Consider the following 16,529-nt stretch of genomic DNA (forward strand, 5'->3'; position numbering starts at 1 on the left):
AAGGCGTTTGCAAAGCATTGCCCTCAATAATGTTTATAATAAATCCGCAATAAATTGGTTATAAAATAAAACAAAAGTCAGCCTTAACTTCTACTGACTTCCTAATAACACTCAAAATGTTCGAACGATCCGGGTCACCACGATGCGACCACCCAGCAAGACCTCACCCAACCGTTCCCCCGTCGCTGGGGTGTTCCAGTACCTGGCCGCAGCCGTTAGTTTTGTACTAATGGCCGCACCGTCCGTGGCTGGCAACAGCGTCGCATCCCCCGCGAAGGTTGGTCCGTCGGTCGTGACCTGCACCAGCTGCAGCACCTGACGCCCCTCCTTTTCAAAGAGGTCGCGCCAGGTCAACGCCTGCTGGTAGCTACTGGCGACAAATAAGCAACGGAGTCGTGACGGATACGTCGGGTGATCTCGCAAGCGGACCAGTTCCAACAGGCTTTCCCGTAGTGCGTGAGCCTGTCGATCACGGTCCCGCCGCAACTGGGTGGTCTGGGTCGGTGTTAACGTCAGCCGTGGCGTCTTCAACAGGCGGTCCAAGGGCAGCTGTTCGCCGTGTTCCAGGAAAAATTTGGCTTGCCAATTGGTCTGGCCCTGTGAAAAATCAAAGACTTGGCGCTCATGGACGGCTTGGCGCGTAACTAAGTGGTAAAAGACTGGCATGCTGGCTCACCTCCGTGGTTAGAATACCTTGATTATACCCGTTTTAGCGGCCAGCACCCCACCGCAACTCCCCATTATTCCCACCACTTGCCAAACAAAAAACAGGTCGGATTTCTCCGCACCTGCCTTCAAAAAACTATTTAGCGAGCTTAGCGCCCTTGTTAGCGTAGTACATGGAACCGATATTCCCAGATACACTGAGCTTACCGTTCTTGTAAACTAATTTGGTAACGGAAACGTTCTTCAATGGCGTTCCCTTGTACTTCTTGGTCATGGTTGAAAGGTATTCGTTGATGGACATCCCAGAACTAACGACCAACACGTTCCCACCGCCACGTTTCTTGGTGTTCTTGGCGATCGTCAACATTTCCTTGGCCATCCGCTTTTCAACTTGCTTAGAACTTTCAGCACGGTCAGACTTAACCAATTTAGTCTTCTGACTGTTCTTTTTGTCCAGTTTGAAGTAAGCGTCTTGGAGTTTCGTCCAGTAGTTCTTACCTTGCTTAGCCATCATTTCGTCACCGTTCTTGAAGCCGTAAACACCGGCAATCAAGGCGTTGTCAGTCGCAATGCTGTCGCCTTCAAAGCTACCGTAGCCGCCTTCACGCAGGTACTTAGAAACGTTGACTTTGACCTTCTTGTTGCCGGAGTAACTCAGAACGTGCTTAGCGGTAACTTGTTGCCGCGTCAGGTTCCCAGCGTAGGCAGCCTTGAAAGTCTTGCCCTTCAAGCCACGGCCGAGGTCGTTAGCCACCTTGGTCCCGTTCTTGGTCAGTGGAAAGTCGCTCCAACCTTGAACCCGGCCCATCACGTTCCCAGTCGTTTCCCCGTGACGGGTCAAGTAGATGGTAACGGGCTTCGTGGTCGTCTTCTTCTTAGCTTGGGCGGTCGTGGTGCCACCAACCATGGCAACGGCCCCTACCGTAACTGCTAAGACGCCGAGAACTTGCTTACCGAACTTCATCATAAATCTCCTCCGTATATGTATAGATTGTTAAACGCTATCCCCGAAACAGCCGGCTTAGCTATAGCTAAATGGTTGTTTTAGCAAGCGCTTACATGTCCCAATTTAGCATAAACTAGTGATTAAGACAACGAATATTTTTTATTAATTATTTTATATCAAACGACTAATTGGTTCGTTAGACGTTATACACAATTTGAATATTCTAACGGTAATCACTTCCCCTCGTTGCCAGTGGTATACTTTGATTATTGCGAGGAGGATGTACATATGAAAAAATTCAAGCTAGCTTTACTGCTACTACTAGCCACACTGACGCTAACCGTTCTGGCACCCACGACGGCCAGTGCGGCCCGTCAAGCGCCGACAATTCCCAGCGCACTGCGGGGAACCTGGTATCTCTGGAATAAGAAGAATCATCAGCGACTGAAGATCAATCGCCACAGCTTTCGGCTGTCCACTTACCGTCATGGTAAATACAAAACGGTCGTAGCGGTCAATGGTAATAAGTGGCTTTCAAAATCAACTAGTCACTTAACAATTTCCGCTCCTAGCAGCAAGCATGGCTTCTGGTATCTCGGCCAAAACTCCGGTGGGGCCAGTCTGCATCTGAAACGAACCACTCACAAGCACCACGTGGCCATTGCCCGGCAGATTGATGTCGTTGATGATGACGTAAACACTTCTGCTCATACTGTTTACTACACCCACAAGAAATAGAGGATTCCACTCATGAAAAAAATTCGTACGCTACTCATTCTGCTATTAGCTGCCCTTACCCTTGGCGCAACCCTGCCAACGACGACCGCCTCGGCAGCCAAACACGTCACCACACCCAAATCCGTTCGCGGTACCTGGGTGGCTAAATCTAAACACTTTAAACAGCGGTTGAAAATGACTAAGTACACATTGACCGTGACTAAATATGAGAAAAATGGTCACGTTGATAAAGCTGGTTCCTACACGGCTTACGGTAATAAAAAGGTCAGTGGTATTATCGGTCTGCATGTTTTAAAATATTCAGAACGCAAAGGCTATTGGCTCATTGGTTTAAGTCAAAGTGACGACAACTATATACTTAAAAAGGTTAAACACAATGGTAAAACGGCTCTGCGTAACTACTACTCCACCTTTAACCCTAAACACCCTAAAGAACTTAAGGTTCGCTATTACTATCACGTTAAATAACTAGCACGTAAACGTGGTCCGCAACAATTAATTTTGTTGCGAACCACTTTTTTTATTTGCTGTTTGACTTTGCCTGACTTGGAAAACGGTTTGAGTCTGGACTGTCCATTCATTTCATCTTGTTTTAGGTCGCTTGTCTGGTCCTCCACGGAACAATCCCGGTCCTGGCAGCCTCCGAAACGTGCTCCGCGAGCCAGGTCCCTGCGCTTAGAAAGTAAAAGAACTCCTGACCGGCGCTGCCGGACAGAAGCTCTTTTACTCCCTAATGCTCAGGACCTAAACGGCTCGCTCCGCACTCTAACTAACCTTCTCCAAAGAAATCAAATGCCCATTCACGCTAACCCCATAGGTTGGGATTGGGCCGCTGATGACCGTGACATTGGTTGAAGTTGCCGTCAGATCAATCTCTAAGACACTAGCCGCAATCTTCATCCGGTACGTCAGCCGGTGGATTTCCTTTGGTAAATGATTGGTAAAGTGGACGACCTCGTCTTGGACGTAGAAGCCCGAGAAACCGGCAACTAGTGCCAGCCAGCTGCCACCTAGATTTGCTAGATGCAGGCCATCCGCCGTGTTCTTTTGCAAGTTGACCAAATCCATTTGCGCCGTATCCATAAAGTAATGGTAGGCCTTTTCTGGATCACCCATCCGCGCCGCCAAAATGCTAAAGATTGAGCGTGACAGCGAGGAATCGTGCGTCGTGACCCCTTCATAGTAGTGATATTCGCGCTTCAATTGGTCATCCGTCAAGTCCTCTGGGAACAGGTAATCCGCCAGCAAGGTATCGGCCTGCTTCGCCACCTGGTAACGGTAAATCGTCAACGGGTGGTAATGCAACAACAATGGGAAGTTTTCCGGTGTCGACCGGTCGACCGGCCAGCGTGGTTTGCTCAAGAAGCTGTCGTCTTGCTCGTTAATGTGCAGGTCTTCACTGTATGGTAGATAAACGTGTTCGGCCAAGTTTTCAAAGACGTCTAAGTCCGCTCGACCGATGCCAAACTTGTCTAACCCCTGCGGATCATCCTTTAAAATTTCCTTGGCTAAATAGGCCACGAGCTCAAAGTTATGCTTAGCTAACCGGTTGGTGTAATAGTTATTGTTAACCAACGCGGTATACTCATCCGGCCCCGTCACCGTGTGAAATTCAAAGCGGCTGTCGGTCCCCTCCTGATGCCAGGACCCGAACTCCTCCCAGAAGTGGGCCGTTTCCAGCACCATTTCAAAGCCGCACTGCTCGATGAAGTCGATATCCCGGGTAATTTCGTAATACTTGCCGACCGCGTAGGCCACGTCCGCATCAATGTGGTACTGCGCCGTGCCGGCTGGGAAGTAAGCCGAGGCCTCCTCCCCGTTGATGGTCCGCCAGGCAAAGAGCGCCCCCTGAGCCACGCCCAAGGCCCGCGCCCGTTGCCGCGCCTTGGGGAGCGTTTGGTAACGGTACAACAGGAGTTGCCGCGCCATCTGTTGGTTGGTGTAAATGAAGTAGGGCAGCATGTACATCTCGGTATCCCAGAAGTAGTGGCCCTCGTAGCCGGACCCGCTCAGTCCCTTGGCCGCAATGTTCGTCCGACCATCCCGTCCAGCTGCTTGATTCAACTGGAACAGGTTATAATGAATCGCCAAATCCAGTTCGTCGTTGCCGCTGACCGTCACTTCACTGCGGTTCCAAACGTCTTGCCAGAAATCCCGGCTATCCGCTAGCAACACCGACAGCGAGTTCGCCATGAACGGCGCCGCGGGATCAATCGTATTCTGTTTGCCGATAGCCCCAACGTACACCTCATAGGTCAAGTCGTGGGCCACGCGGTCGCTCAAATCGACCGTTTGCCGCAACAGGCCATCCCCGGGCGTCAACATCCCCAGATAAATCGTGACCGCCTGCTTGGTCTGCCGCGTCTTCACGTGGTACCGCTGCAGGTTACGTCCCATGAACTCCGTCTCACAAATCGGGAGACCCGCCATCCGCGTCTTCCGGGGATCGGCGGACGCAATGGCCTCGGCCTCAGCCGGCACCGCAATGGACTTGCTGATGACCAAGCCGCCCGCATAGTTGGCCGCCATAAAACTATAGCTGGCCGCCCAGAATTCCGTCTGTGTCTGCCCAATCGTTGATTTCATAATCATCGTAATTGTCTCGCCCTGCAACGTTTGCAGGGTGTAATGCTCTACCAGCGCCCCGGTCGTCAAATCCAAATCGACCGCCGTTCGCTCACTGTTGGTGAAGTCATGGCCGGTGGCCGTTGCCACGTGAATGTGCCGGAAGTCCGGTAAATTTAAAATTGTTTGGTGTTGTGTGGCGTAACCGATACCCGCCTCCCCATAGGTGATGGGGGCGGTTTCATAAAAGCCATTGATCAGCGTTCCCGTGATGGGATTGCCCGTAATTGGATCATTGGCCCGCACGCCGAAATGCCCGTTGGCCAGCGAAAAAATGGTTTCCAAGTACTCCGGCTGGTGGTCGGCCACGTCGTGCAAAGTTAAGTGATAGTCGCGTAAAGTCAACATAATCTCCCCCATACTTACTAATAACTGCCTTGCGAGTGTTCCTGCGTTCCCGGCGGCGGGTTCAAAACGCCCTGCTGTGGGGAACGGCTCCAGCCTGAGGTGCGGTCTTCCGCCTCGCCTTAAAGCCCGGATAACCCACCGGTCTTTAAGGTCGTCCCATGCTCTAAGCTGAGAAATTCACTCAGCTAAGACCATCGACACAGCCGGGCATTTTGACCCGCCTCTGGTCACTCACACTGGCAAGTCCATTAGTCACTAACTCATTGAAGTTAGTGACATTTCCAGTCTTATTTTCTTTAAATCAAGCGTGCCGCCGTTGCCAGTGCGTCTTCTACCGCTGGGACATTGCCCGTGAAGTTTAAGAAGGCGTGGCTGATGCCGCCGTAACGGAAGTAATTGGCGTCGTCGTTGGCGTGACCCACCTTTTTGATGAAGGCCTCGTCTTGCAGACGGAACGGATCGTATTCCCCGACCAACACGGTGACCCGGTGGAAAATCTCTGGGTCGGCTAGTAATGGCGACAGGAGTGGTGCCGTCAGGTCAACTGGCTGATCCGCCACGTAGTACCCGCTCATAATTGTATCTAACTGTTCAAATAACTGATAGCTCCGGTGTAAGGCGTCCCGTTGCTCATCGACGACCGGAATGCTGCGGTCATCCCACAACGGGCCATTTAAGTCGGAGCCCTGAATCAGCGTTGGGTAGAACAGCATGTGACTGGCAATCGTGCAGATGCCCATCGACTTGCAGAGCTGGCTGACGGCTAAGGCAATCGAGCCCCCGGCCGAGTCGCCGCCCAGTGAAATCTGCTGGTAACTCTTGGTCATGGCCGCCACCACGGCTAACCCGTCCAAGATGCCCGCCGGATAAGCCTGTTCCGGTGCCAGCGCGTAATCCACGTTGTAGACCACGCAGTTCGCCTGTTCCGCCACGAACTTCAGCGCCAGCAAAACATCTTCCGGCGTGCCCCCATAGTAGGCGCCGACGTGGAAATAGATCAGCGCTTTATCCGCGGTCAGATGATCCATCCGGGCAATCCGAATGACCCGGACCCGCCGATTCATGGAGACGATCTGTTGCATCTCGACCTTCATTTCCACGTTGGTTAAATCCCGTTGGCCGGAGGTTTCCGTCCCTTGCCGCAGACTAAACAAGTCCGTTGGCAATTGCGGATTCTCTTCAATTTCGGCCACGGTCTCCCAAACTAGTGGCTCAAAGGTGTGAATCGGGTCGCGCTCCTTGATCCAACTGGTCACGCCATCCTCAACACTGCTGACCCGCATCTTCTGCAGCCGTCGCAACTCATCGTTGTACCCCAAAGACTGCTTGGTTGTCGTATCATTCAACATTTTGATTACCCCTCTCGTGAAATAGTCGTTTCGACGAATCTTTCATGCTGAAAACCGCAACATCAGCCCAACTAGCAGATGGATCCCCATCCATCGCCGGCGCTTCCAGAAAAATGGTGGCAACGCCTTTCACGTTCGGCTATGTTTTAACACCAAAATGGCACGGTGTAAACGGGTTATCAGCGACTTTTGACATTTTTTCAAAATGACCATCACCACAGGCGCTGCAGCCAGCGTAACTGTTCGGTAAACCAGCCCGCCACTTCTGCTTGCACGTAGCGTTGGCCAAACGTGGCATCCCGGTGCGCCCCAGCCGCAAAGGCCGTGGCCGGTCGGGCCAAGCTCAACGCGTGCGGTCCGCGTGGATACAGGTGAAACCGTACGGGCACCCCTTCGCGCCGCAACGCCTTCACGTAACACTGTGCATTGATTGGTGGCACGAGTTCATCCGTCGCCGTCGTCCAAATGAACGTCGGTGGGTTCTGCGCCGTTACCAGATGGTCGGCCTCCGTCAGCGCCCATTTTCCCGCAATGGCTTGCCGGGTCGCCGCATCGACTGGCCAGCCTAGTCGCAGGCCAATCACCGGGTAAGCCAGGGTCACCGCCCACACGGAACAATCCTGACGCGGCAATTGGCAACGCGTCGCTAACTGCGGCCACAAATCGGCGTAGAGCGCCGCCACGTGACCACCCGCGGAGAAACCGACCAGTAAGATATGGTCGTCATCTACTGCGTAACTGATGGCCTGCTGGTGAAACCCAGCAACGACGTGGGCCAGTTGCTCCAGCACGGTCGGGTAGACCGGCGGCTGGTCTAGTAACCGATAGGCCACGACCGCCACCGCATATCCCTGGGCCAAGTACTGGAGCGCGACGATTTCATTTTCCCGGTCGCTATAGAACCGGTAGCCGCCACCTGGCAAGAGAATGGCCAACGGCCGCCGCGGTGGCTGGTCAAAGTCAGCGATGGCGGCCGGTTGGTACAACGTCACGGCTACCGGGTTTGCCGGCGGCCCGAACGTTAAGTTAAGCGTCTTCATTTAATTTGCCAGCGTCATCCTTCATGGCCTTAGCGGACGCAATTTCATCTTCGTCCAGCTTGTAACCGAAGAACAGGATGACCAGAATCAGTAGGGCTAAAATAATCGGTAACCAGACGAAGCTAGTGCTGATGGCGGTCAACGCCTTGGCGCCCTGAATCTTGGCCGTGGCTTGGAAACCACCCCAGGTTAAGAGCCAACCAGAAACTAAACCACCGAAGCCCATGCCCAGCTTAGCCCCAACCATGGGAACGGAGGACAGGATGCCGGGTTCGTCAATGTGCATTTCGGAACGCGCGTATTCCACGGTGTCCGCAATCATCACGAAGGCAATGGAGAATGCCGCCCCCATGGCCACTAACGCAATCACGTTCCCGGCAAATAGGAGTGGAATGCTCTTGAAGCTCATGATGATTTCACCCACAGCGAAGGTGGCCATGGCCAGAATCATGACGTTCCGGTGTTTCATAAATTTACTCAGGAACGGAATGGAAATGTTCCCGATGACGGCAACGATGACCAGCCCATTGAAGGCCCCAACCAGGTCGGCCCGACGGTAAACGTAGGTCAGGTAGTAAACGGCCGTCTGCATCCGGATAACCCAGAACGTTTGTAACAAGATAAAACTCAAACTCAAGATGACCCATGGCTTGTTCTTAACCGCGCCCTTCAAGGATTCACCCACGGAGAGGTGACCCTTGATTTCCGGCGCATCGGCTGAGTCATCAACGATATCATCTTTTTCACGCAGGTTGGCAAAAGCGCCTAAGAACAGCACGATGATGGCAATCCCGATAAAGATCCCCCAAATCATCCAACCTTTTTCAGCGTTCTTGCCCCCTAATTTGGCAACCATCGGTAAGGAAATGGCCCCAATCACAGCGGTCCCAATGTTCGTCATAACCATCCGGGCACTTGCCAGGTTGGTCCGTTCGTCAGGATCCTTAGTCAGGCTAGGCAGAATAGCAGTAATCGGTGTGTTCGCCCCAGAATAAACTAAGCTAAATAACGTGTAGACGATGGAGATCCAAGCGAGCTGGAAGACCTTGTTGCCGCCAAATGATGGGTTGAAGAACAGCAGCATTGTCAGAATCCCCAGTGGAATCCCAAACCATAGGAAGTATGGCCGCGCCTTCCCGTATTTCGAGTGCGTGTGGTCAATCAAAAATCCATAGACCACACCGTCAAAGGCATCAATGATCCGAACCACGAAGAACAGGGTTCCCACAAAGGCTGGTGAGATGCCCATAACTGTGGTGTAGTAGAACAGTAAATACAACCCAACAATTTGCCAAATCAGGTTCCCGGCCAGGTCGGTCGACCCGTAGAAGAACCGTTGTTTCCATAACTGAGCTTTACTCATGATACTTACCTCCCCCAAAAATTTTTTGCATGTTTCCAGCAATCTGTAACCGCTTACATATATAGCATAACGGTTAAGGGCCTCAGCTGTAATCCTAAATTCTGACTGGCAACTTACCTTTTCTAACCTCCTCAACCATGCATTAGAATTAGTTAGCCAGAATTGACTTACTAACTGTTACCGTCGACCCTATCATACGCGATATGTGACAAAATCAGTAGTTGGGGGGCTTTATTAGTTATCAGTTTTAACCAATTGCCCCAGAACTAGGGAGCTTGGTTTTCTGCCTGAAATCTTGTGTTAGACTAACCGCCTCCGGCTTCCAGGGATTCCGTCTGCTGTGGGGCCCGGTTCCAGCCAAAGAGCGGGCTTCCACCTCGCTTTGAAGCCGTGAAACCCACCCGTCTCCAAAGTCGACCCATGCTGTAGAGCAGGAAGGAACTCTGCTCAACACCATCGACACAGCCGCCTCCATCCCTGGCTTCCTGCGGCTAAGATTGGTTTTTACCCATGATACGGGGTGGCCCCTTAGTTCTGGAACACTGGCCGCGTTTCTTGTTCTGCCAACTACTCATGTCCGAATCTCGTATTCCACAGCTGAGACTAACTCTCCTATTGATTCTAAAGTAATTGAAATTGTGTGCCTCCTCTATTTTACTTCGGCAAGCATCATTAGTTCAGAGCATTCGCATTTTTATTATGTATTGTGAACACCAAAACAGCCGTCTCCCTAATTAATAGCGGACACGGCTGTTAGATCAGTCATTTCGGTTTAATTCTAGTGACGCTAGGCTTAGGCCTTCGTCAGGTAGTTGGCTTTGATTTGCTTGATTTGGGCTGGAGTAATCTTCAAGCCCTTCTTGATATAGTTGTTCATTGAGCCGTAGTGTTCCTTAACTTGGCTGTAGAACAGGTTCAGTAACGCTGGCTTAGCCCACGTTACGTTCAGTTGGGTGTTGGATAATAAGTAGTCGCGTTGGATGTCCTTCTTGCTTACCCCTAAAATCGTGTAGAGGATTGCGGCAGACGTTCCCGTCCGGTCCATCCCGTGTGAGCAGTGGAATAACAGGGAACCCTTCTTGTTGTTGGCAGCAGCGACTAAGAACTTGTGGTAGCTCTTCTTGGCAGATGGCTTGTTGGCCATGTCGCGGTACATACCTTCATCATCGTTATCGTAGTTGGACTTGGTTCCTAAGATGGAGGAACCTAAGTATTTAACGCCGGCAATCTTCACGTCTGGCTTTTCAGCAATTTGGGCCTTGGTCCGCAGATCAAAGATTTCCTTGACGTGATACTTCTTCACTAACTTCTTCGTATCCGCCTTCGTCAGTTTTTCCAGTGAATCACTCCGCAGTAAACGGTCCTTTTTAACGTGTTGACCAGTCTTGGTCTTGTAACCACCCATGTCTCGCATGTTCTCGGCACCGGCCAACTTGATAGGCGCGTTGACCTTCTTGGAAATAGCTGGTTGCAGGTCTGCATCCTTCTTGGTTGTCGCTGCTTGAGCAGGCGCGGCAGTAGCCCCGAGTAAGACCAATGCACAACTGATTGAAGCTAAAACGGCACGAATTTTCATGTAAGTGTAATCCCCTTTCTGAATAAGTTAACTTTACCAAGACCAAGTAAATTTTTCGCAAGGTTTATGTAAATTTTGCGTATTAATTATTCTTGCTGTTATTTAATTATTAATTATACTTTATTTGTAAATTCATAACTAATTGGGACGACAATCACAACTAGCTGCAGTAATAACGGCACTTAAGACGTTGATGACTCAGAAATTGGTTAGCCGTATTGTGGCACCACGATAACGCCTCAAATTTTAATTAATCCCACTAACCGGTTCAATCATTCTTGAACCAATCTACATATGCGCCCTTCTAACCCCACAAAAATACAGCACGACAACTATGGCCATGCTGTATGTGAACCTATTTAAAATTAGACACATCTTGTCACTTGCCGCTCTGATTATCCATGTATTGAACAGCATATGAAATATCATCAATCAAAGTTTTAGCCACATCGGATAATTCCGCATCACTACGGCCTTTAAGCACATCATCTAAATCATTGTAATCATTCAGGATCTGCGCTTTTTCACTCCCGTAACGGCCCTTAAAAAGCTTATAGGTTTTAATAATCCCCTGAATATCAGTTGAATTATCATAGTCTGCTCCCATTTCCATCTGAAAGATCACGTGAGATAGGTCTCGCTCACTAGCCCCATCATGATAGGCTACTTTGTAGTTCATATGGGCAAACAGGCCCAAAGCATCACTTTGTACATCCGGGGACATCCCTTGAACGATACGTTTCATGGCCGCGATATCTTTCTTCTGCCGCGTGTAAGTTGGTTGTTTAACCAGATTGCCGCGCCAGACCCAACCTTTAACCTTGCCAGACTTATTTTTAACGTAGTAGTAAGTCACCTTCTTACCATTGCTCTTGCGAATCTTCGCTGACTTGTACGTGTAAAAGTTAACTTTGGCGTACTTGCTGGCTTTGTGCGTCCGCTTGGTCAGCTTCGTGTTCCGATAGAAATAGCCGTTGCTGATCTTATAGGCCGCCTTCTTCATTTTCTTGGTCTGTAAAACCTTGGTTGCGGCTTGTGCCGGGGTCGTGACTTCAGTCATTACACCCAAAGTTGCCACGGCTAACACCGCTACCAAAACTGTTCTGAACTTCATATGTATCCTCCCGTGAAAGGCTAACTTTGGCCTTTCAATTGATTTGAACTGTCCGTTTGTAAACAATCCACTACTAAGTATAGCCATCCCCCGTGGCCGATAAAATTTCTCGCGACTTGCTGGTCTGCTTGCAGAATTAGGTCTGAAAAGGTCATTGGTCCCGAGAAAATTTCAGGCCAAAATAAAAGCACAGCGAGCTACCACTGTGCCATACTTCCATTCTTAATCGCTGAAACTAACATTTAAAAAAGCTACTTCCTTGTTAAGAAAACTACAAATTTAGCATATCTTTAACGTAAGGCTTCAACTAGATTATGTCCCCCATACACCTCGCCAGAATGGGGTTCTGCGTCAACGACAACAACATCACTGCACTTGGGCATTCTCATTCAACGCGCTCCTTACCAACTGGCTTAACAGGTCCCAGTTCTGGATCATTCCGCAAGTCCGCTTGATAATCATATTCTTGCCAATCGGGTGTCGCAAAAATATTTTGCCGCTTGATTGGCTGGTAAAGAATCCCACCATCTGGTAACTTTTCCACCTGATACTGGGTTCCTACATCCACGTCTAAATCATTAGGGACCGGCAAAACACGGCTATTTCCAGACTTTCGCAAAGTTATAATCTTAGCCATAATCCTTAACTCCCTCATTTTGATTTGGTGTAGCACGAACCACTCGTATATACAAACGTATGACATTTTTCTATTTCAGGAAGTATACTTCCATTTCTACTCAGATTCAGCATTTCTGGAAGTATACTTCCATTTTTATCAAATTTCCTGGTTTTTGGAAGTTTCACATACCAAAGTCTTAACGCAAAAACTTCTCCAGCCAGTCCACGTAGTACTGCTCCCGACCAATCGCGTGGTCCAGGATCAGGTAATGCCCATAGGCCTGATCAATTGCCGTCTGGTTCGGGAAGACCGTCTCACGGCGTTGCTTGAGGTGGGCCAACTGGGCGCGGTGGAGAACCGCCTGTTCCTGCAGCATAGGCTGAAGCCGCGGGTCGGCCGCCGTTTTAATAAAGTAGAGTTTTAAAATAAATTCGTCCTTGGTCGCCGACAACTCTGGCGAGGGTTCGCTCACCCAGGCCACCAATTTCGCATGACCGGCCGGCGTCAACGAGTACTGCTTCTTCGCCAGCTTCTCGCCCGTCACCGTATCCTCATGGGTGATGTCGCCGCTTGTTTCCATTCGCTTGAGCATGGGGTAGATCTGACTGTGTTGGGCCTGCCAGAACTCCCCGATTTCATTTTCAAACGCCTTCGCCAGGTCGTAGCCGGTCTGGGGACGCTGATTCAGTAGGCCTAAGATGATGTATTGTAGCCGATTTCGCTGACCGATAATCATCAGCCTCCTTCCATTTTGCGAGAATTTTTCTCGTCACAAACGCGTTGCGCTGTCTCAATTGAACCAGTTCCCCGGAAAAACATCAAGGAAAATCGTTGACAAGTCCCACGGAAGTGACTATGATAATCAAGTAAATAAAAACATGTAATTAATTACATGTTTTTCCCGCAGAATAGAAGGAGATTTTTAAAATGACTAAAACTTTCAAAACCCTGGATGACTTCCTGGGAACCCATTTCATCTACACTTATGACAACGGCTGGGAATACGAATGGTACGCGAAGAACGACCACACCGTTGACTACCGAATCCACGGCGGCATGGTCGCCGGCCGTTGGGTCACGGACCAAGAAGCCAACATCGTCATGCTGACAGAGGGCATCTACAAGGTTGCCTGGACAGAGCCCACCGGGACCGACGTGGCACTGGACTTCCTGCCTAACGAAAACAAGGTCAACGGGACCATTTTCTTCCCTAAGTGGGTTCAAGAACATCCTGAAATCACGGTCACTTACCAAAACGAACACATTGACGTGATGGAAGCTGCCCGCGAAAAGTACGCCACCTATCCTAAGATGGTCGTCCCAGAATTTGCGACGATCACTTACATCGGCGACGCTGGCCAAAACAACGAAGACGTCATCAGTGAAGCCCCTTACCAAGGCCTGCCTGACGACATCCGTGCCGGCAAGTACTTTGACGCCAACTACCAACGGGTAAATAAGTAAACGCAAAAATGGCTTCACCCAGCTCATGAGCCGGTGTGAAGCCATTTTTTAATGCAAAATTTTTAGAAAAACCGCCGCCATCAACGCCGGTTCATCCTGAATGCTGGCAGTCATATAGGCGGCCTGCTGTTCCTGGGTAAAGTCGAGACGGAAGCCCTTCTGCCGGGCCAGCACCTCCGTGAAAACCCGCAACGTCCGGCCATTTCCCTCGCGAAACGGGTGAAACATGTTGATTTCCGTCACTAGATTGCCTAGGGCCGTGGCCACCACCTGCTGGTCCGCCGGTAGCGTCGCAAAGTCCGTAAGCTGCCGCTGAATATCCCACTCGGCATTGCCAAACAGCATGACGGGGTGAAAGTGGGTGACGACCCCATCAGATGTTTTGTTGAAATCCACTTCGCGATAGTGACCCGCCCAGTCGTAGATGTCACCTAGCAGTGCCGCGTTGATGCATTTTAGCTCGGTGACATCTTTGCCGGTTAGGTGGTACCCGTCTGGTAAAACGTAATTGTTCTGTCGGATAAACTTTTGTTGAATGGCACTAGTGTTGTATTCAACCGCATGCAACTTCTCGTCTTCGGTAATGCCCAATTTATTCTTCAGCGTACCATTTTCTTGAAGATAATCCGCCCAAATTTTCACTTATTTGGCACCGAGTTTCGCGCATTAATTTTTGCCAAAACCTCTGCCCCGGTCAGTGGTCGGCCTAAGTCATCAGCCTCTCTGGCTAGCTCAATATCCGCGACCGTTGGTTCAAAACCCTCGTACATATTACTGATAGTTGCATCCAGTGTTGCCCGATATTCCGCTTCATTTCGAAACGGGACGCCCATAATGGTGAAAGCTTGATCATCGTGTTCCAAGTACATAATTGCCTCATCCTCCTCTATACTAGTTAAGGCCGTAAAAACTGCGTCATTGTTCGCCAAAAGTTGAATTAATTTCACTGCGGGACCACTGGGCGCATAGTCTGCCTGTTCCCAGTGCTGGACAGTTCTAACGGAGACGTTGAGCAACGACGCCAACCGCCGTTGACTGATGCCATAGTGCTGGCGGATGAATTTGATATTCTGTGCAGTTCGACTCATCGCAATCACCTCAGACGTATTATACCCTTCAAGGGTAGTTATTGCGTTCAAAGTGCCTGCTGCATCCCCAACTTTTGCGGTATACTGAGGGCAAAACTCAGAGAAAGTAGGTCAACAACTAATGGCAAACTATATCAAAGAAGTGCGGGATTTAGTGGGACACAAGCCCTTAATTTTAAACGCAGCGGCGGGCATCGTGGCCAACGACCAGCATGAAGTGCTGCTCAACCTGCGGACCGACACCCACAACTGGAGCCTGCCCGGCGGTTACCTGGAGTACGGTGAAAGCTACGACGACGCCATGATTCGCGAGTACAAGGAAGACGCCGGCCTCGACGTTGAAATCGTTAAACCGCTGGGACTCTTCGATCAGGGCTTTACCAAGTATCCCAACGGCGACGTGACCCAAGTTATTTCTCGGCTGTACCTGGTGAAACCCGTTGGCGGGCATACCCTGGAAACGGCGACGGACGAGACACTGGATTTGAAATACTTTCCGTTGGACCAGTTGCCGCCGCTGTTGAATCAACAGACGGCCGACATGCTCGCCGCCACCAAAACTTACTTTGACGGGTTGGCGCACTGATTCGCCTTACCGGACGGTGAAAACTGGGCCGGTACGCGGTGCTGTTCGTTCCCGACGGCGGGCTCAAAATGCCCTGTTGTGGGGTCGGTTCCAGACTGAGGAGCGGTCTTCCACCTCAACTTTGAGCCAAAGAACGGTCTCAAAGGTTGTCCCATGGGCTAAGCTGAGTGAGAAACCTCAGCTAAGACCATCGACACAGCTGGTCACTTTGGCCCACCTCTGGTCACTGACATCCACCAGCGTAGCCCATTTTCACCGCCCTCACGGCTGGCACTGCGTAAACCCATCAAAACGTTTCCCTTTAATTCAAATATGACAGTTAGTTACTTTCGTTCCTGCCAGTGGATCCAAGACGACCACCGCACCAATCAATCTCGTAACAGGCACTTTTTCACAATAGCCTTAAACTATTTAAACCTAGTCCTCCTCAACCTCACGCCAGAAACTTAAAACCACTAAGAAGCCACCGGTCCCTAGTCCAACCATGCGCAAAAATGAATCATCGACTGGCCACAGATAGAGCTCAATGCCCAAACAAATGAGGCCTAACCAAAACACTAACGTTCGATAAAAATGCCGGTTAAATTGCGTTTTCATGCGCCCATCTCCTCGTACTTCATACATTCTAAAGCCAATTTTAGTGGGCTTAGAATACGCCAACGCCGGACAAAGATAGGTGGATTCACCCCAATTTGTTCGGTGACTGCTAAAACTTACACGAATATCAAAAGGCTCGAGACAACAACCGTCTCGGGCCTTTTGATTATCATTCTCATCTTAATTTAAATCCGACCACTGCTAATTATTTATGGCACTGGACCAAACCAGTGTCTGCCGCCAGACTGATGAAACAGGACACGTTGGTGGATCTCAGTGACCAGAGGCGGGCCAAAGTGACCAGCTGTGTCGATGGTCTTAGCAGAGCGATTTTTCTCTACTTAGCCCATGGAACAACCTTTGCGACCGCTTCTCGGTCGCAAAGGTGAGGTGGAAGCCCGCCCTTTGGC

17 protein-coding genes are annotated in these 16,529 nt (G+C 50.3%); 4 read left to right on the forward strand and 13 right to left on the reverse strand.

The annotated features are described in order from the left end of the window. Positions 1 to 111: 111 nt before the first annotated feature. A complete protein-coding gene (locus tag JUF13_RS03370; RefSeq protein ID WP_203637710.1) occupies positions 112 to 666 on the reverse strand; it encodes a DUF2441 domain-containing protein in 555 nt (184 codons plus the stop codon). Between the two features lie 136 nt (positions 667 to 802). Beyond that, positions 803 to 1,633 carry a histidine phosphatase family protein gene (locus JUF13_RS03375; protein WP_225893641.1) on the reverse strand — a complete coding sequence of 277 codons (831 nt, stop codon included), beginning with the start codon at positions 1,631 to 1,633 and terminating at the stop codon, positions 803 to 805. 267 nt (positions 1,634 to 1,900) lie between these two features. On the opposite strand from JUF13_RS03375, the gene JUF13_RS03380 reads away from it, so the two are divergent. After that, on the forward strand, positions 1,901 to 2,350 hold the full coding sequence (locus tag JUF13_RS03380; RefSeq protein ID WP_203637711.1) for a hypothetical protein: 450 nt from the start codon (positions 1,901 to 1,903) through the stop codon (positions 2,348 to 2,350). A 12-nt stretch (positions 2,351 to 2,362) separates the two neighbouring features. Next, entirely contained in the window at positions 2,363 to 2,818 is a 456-nt protein-coding gene (locus JUF13_RS03385) for a hypothetical protein (RefSeq protein WP_203637712.1), read from the forward strand. A gap of 297 nt (positions 2,819 to 3,115) precedes the next feature. Here JUF13_RS03385 and JUF13_RS03390 read toward each other — a convergent pair whose 3' ends face one another. The 8 genes from JUF13_RS03390 to JUF13_RS03425 form a co-directional block, all read right to left on the reverse strand. Next, complete coding sequence (locus JUF13_RS03390) at positions 3,116 to 5,323, reverse strand: glycoside hydrolase family 65 protein (RefSeq protein ID WP_236002663.1); 2,208 nt, start codon at positions 5,321 to 5,323, stop codon at positions 3,116 to 3,118. Between the two features lie 296 nt (positions 5,324 to 5,619). Beyond that, entirely contained in the window at positions 5,620 to 6,672 is a 1,053-nt protein-coding gene (locus tag JUF13_RS03395; protein ID WP_203637714.1) for an alpha/beta hydrolase fold domain-containing protein, read from the reverse strand. A 212-nt stretch (positions 6,673 to 6,884) separates the two neighbouring features. After that, positions 6,885 to 7,712, reverse strand: coding sequence for an alpha/beta hydrolase (locus tag JUF13_RS03400; RefSeq protein ID WP_203637715.1), 828 nt, complete (start codon positions 7,710 to 7,712; stop codon positions 6,885 to 6,887). Then, the gene (locus JUF13_RS03405) at positions 7,699 to 9,075 is read right to left on the reverse strand and encodes an MFS transporter (protein WP_203637716.1); all 1,377 of its coding nucleotides are present in this window, start codon (positions 9,073 to 9,075) and stop codon (positions 7,699 to 7,701) included. Before JUF13_RS03405 ends, JUF13_RS03400 begins: the two co-directional genes overlap by 14 nt. A gap of 793 nt (positions 9,076 to 9,868) precedes the next feature. Continuing rightward, positions 9,869 to 10,651 (reverse strand): tyrosine-protein phosphatase, encoded by a 783-nt coding sequence (locus JUF13_RS03410; protein WP_203637717.1) that lies wholly within the window; start codon positions 10,649 to 10,651, stop codon positions 9,869 to 9,871. A 379-nt stretch (positions 10,652 to 11,030) separates the two neighbouring features. Continuing rightward, positions 11,031 to 11,765 (reverse strand): hypothetical protein, encoded by a 735-nt coding sequence (locus JUF13_RS03415; protein WP_203637718.1) that lies wholly within the window; start codon positions 11,763 to 11,765, stop codon positions 11,031 to 11,033. 385 nt (positions 11,766 to 12,150) lie between these two features. Next, a complete protein-coding gene (locus tag JUF13_RS03420) occupies positions 12,151 to 12,402 on the reverse strand; it encodes a hypothetical protein (protein WP_203637719.1) in 252 nt (83 codons plus the stop codon). A 178-nt stretch (positions 12,403 to 12,580) separates the two neighbouring features. Further along, positions 12,581 to 13,114, reverse strand: a complete 534-nt coding sequence (locus JUF13_RS03425; protein WP_203637751.1) for a PadR family transcriptional regulator — start codon at positions 13,112 to 13,114, stop codon at positions 12,581 to 12,583. A 197-nt stretch (positions 13,115 to 13,311) separates the two neighbouring features. Here JUF13_RS03425 and JUF13_RS03430 point away from each other — a divergent pair, with 197 nt between their 5' ends. After that, positions 13,312 to 13,848, forward strand: coding sequence for a phenolic acid decarboxylase (locus JUF13_RS03430; protein WP_203637720.1), 537 nt, complete (start codon positions 13,312 to 13,314; stop codon positions 13,846 to 13,848). A gap of 48 nt (positions 13,849 to 13,896) precedes the next feature. Here JUF13_RS03430 and JUF13_RS03435 read toward each other — a convergent pair whose 3' ends face one another. Both JUF13_RS03435 and JUF13_RS03440 read right to left on the reverse strand, forming a co-directional pair. After that, positions 13,897 to 14,490: a Fic/DOC family protein gene (locus JUF13_RS03435; protein ID WP_203637721.1), complete on the reverse strand. Its 594-nt coding sequence runs from the start codon at positions 14,488 to 14,490 to the stop codon at positions 13,897 to 13,899. Next, on the reverse strand, positions 14,487 to 14,936 hold the full coding sequence (locus JUF13_RS03440) for a helix-turn-helix domain-containing protein (protein ID WP_203637722.1): 450 nt from the start codon (positions 14,934 to 14,936) through the stop codon (positions 14,487 to 14,489). The genes JUF13_RS03435 and JUF13_RS03440 overlap by 4 nt, the downstream gene beginning before the upstream one ends. A gap of 121 nt (positions 14,937 to 15,057) precedes the next feature. On the opposite strand from JUF13_RS03440, the gene JUF13_RS03445 reads away from it, so the two are divergent. Beyond that, positions 15,058 to 15,522 (forward strand): NUDIX hydrolase, encoded by a 465-nt coding sequence (locus JUF13_RS03445; RefSeq protein WP_203637723.1) that lies wholly within the window; start codon positions 15,058 to 15,060, stop codon positions 15,520 to 15,522. A gap of 417 nt (positions 15,523 to 15,939) precedes the next feature. Here the strand turns inward: JUF13_RS03445 and JUF13_RS03450 are convergent, their stop codons facing one another. After that, positions 15,940 to 16,119 carry a hypothetical protein gene (locus JUF13_RS03450; protein ID WP_203637724.1) on the reverse strand — a complete coding sequence of 60 codons (180 nt, stop codon included), beginning with the start codon at positions 16,117 to 16,119 and terminating at the stop codon, positions 15,940 to 15,942. Positions 16,120 to 16,529: the final 410 nt, after the last annotated feature.

Source organism: Levilactobacillus wangkuiensis, from assembly GCF_016861605.1.
Taxonomy (GTDB): Bacteria; Bacillota; Bacilli; order Lactobacillales; family Lactobacillaceae; genus Levilactobacillus; species Levilactobacillus wangkuiensis.

Bases quoted from the DNA above. Each gene is read 5' to 3' on its own strand.
- JUF13_RS03385 (WP_203637712.1), top strand. From the start codon at position 2,363: ATGAAAAAAATTCGTACGCTACTCATTCTGCTATTAGCTGCCCTTACC.
- JUF13_RS03430 (WP_203637720.1), top strand. From the start codon at position 13,312: ATGACTAAAACTTTCAAAACCCTGGATGACTTCCTGGGAACCCATTTC.
- JUF13_RS03405 (WP_203637716.1), bottom strand. From the start codon at position 9,075: ATGAGTAAAGCTCAGTTATGGAAACAACGGTTCTTCTACGGGTCGACC.
- JUF13_RS03395 (WP_203637714.1), bottom strand. From the start codon at position 6,672: ATGTTGAATGATACGACAACCAAGCAGTCTTTGGGGTACAACGATGAG.
- JUF13_RS03390 (WP_236002663.1), bottom strand. From the start codon at position 5,323: ATGTTGACTTTACGCGACTATCACTTAACTTTGCACGACGTGGCCGAC.
- JUF13_RS03375 (WP_225893641.1), bottom strand. From the start codon at position 1,633: ATGATGAAGTTCGGTAAGCAAGTTCTCGGCGTCTTAGCAGTTACGGTA.
- JUF13_RS03420 (WP_203637719.1), bottom strand. From the start codon at position 12,402: ATGGCTAAGATTATAACTTTGCGAAAGTCTGGAAATAGCCGTGTTTTG.
- JUF13_RS03450 (WP_203637724.1), bottom strand. From the start codon at position 16,119: ATGAAAACGCAATTTAACCGGCATTTTTATCGAACGTTAGTGTTTTGG.
- JUF13_RS03400 (WP_203637715.1), bottom strand. From the start codon at position 7,712: ATGAAGACGCTTAACTTAACGTTCGGGCCGCCGGCAAACCCGGTAGCC.
- JUF13_RS03440 (WP_203637722.1), bottom strand. From the start codon at position 14,936: ATGAGTCGAACTGCACAGAATATCAAATTCATCCGCCAGCACTATGGC.
- JUF13_RS03410 (WP_203637717.1), bottom strand. From the start codon at position 10,651: ATGAAAATTCGTGCCGTTTTAGCTTCAATCAGTTGTGCATTGGTCTTA.
- JUF13_RS03415 (WP_203637718.1), bottom strand. From the start codon at position 11,765: ATGAAGTTCAGAACAGTTTTGGTAGCGGTGTTAGCCGTGGCAACTTTG.
- JUF13_RS03445 (WP_203637723.1), top strand. From the start codon at position 15,058: ATGGCAAACTATATCAAAGAAGTGCGGGATTTAGTGGGACACAAGCCC.
- JUF13_RS03380 (WP_203637711.1), top strand. From the start codon at position 1,901: ATGAAAAAATTCAAGCTAGCTTTACTGCTACTACTAGCCACACTGACG.
- JUF13_RS03370 (WP_203637710.1), bottom strand. From the start codon at position 666: ATGCCAGTCTTTTACCACTTAGTTACGCGCCAAGCCGTCCATGAGCGC.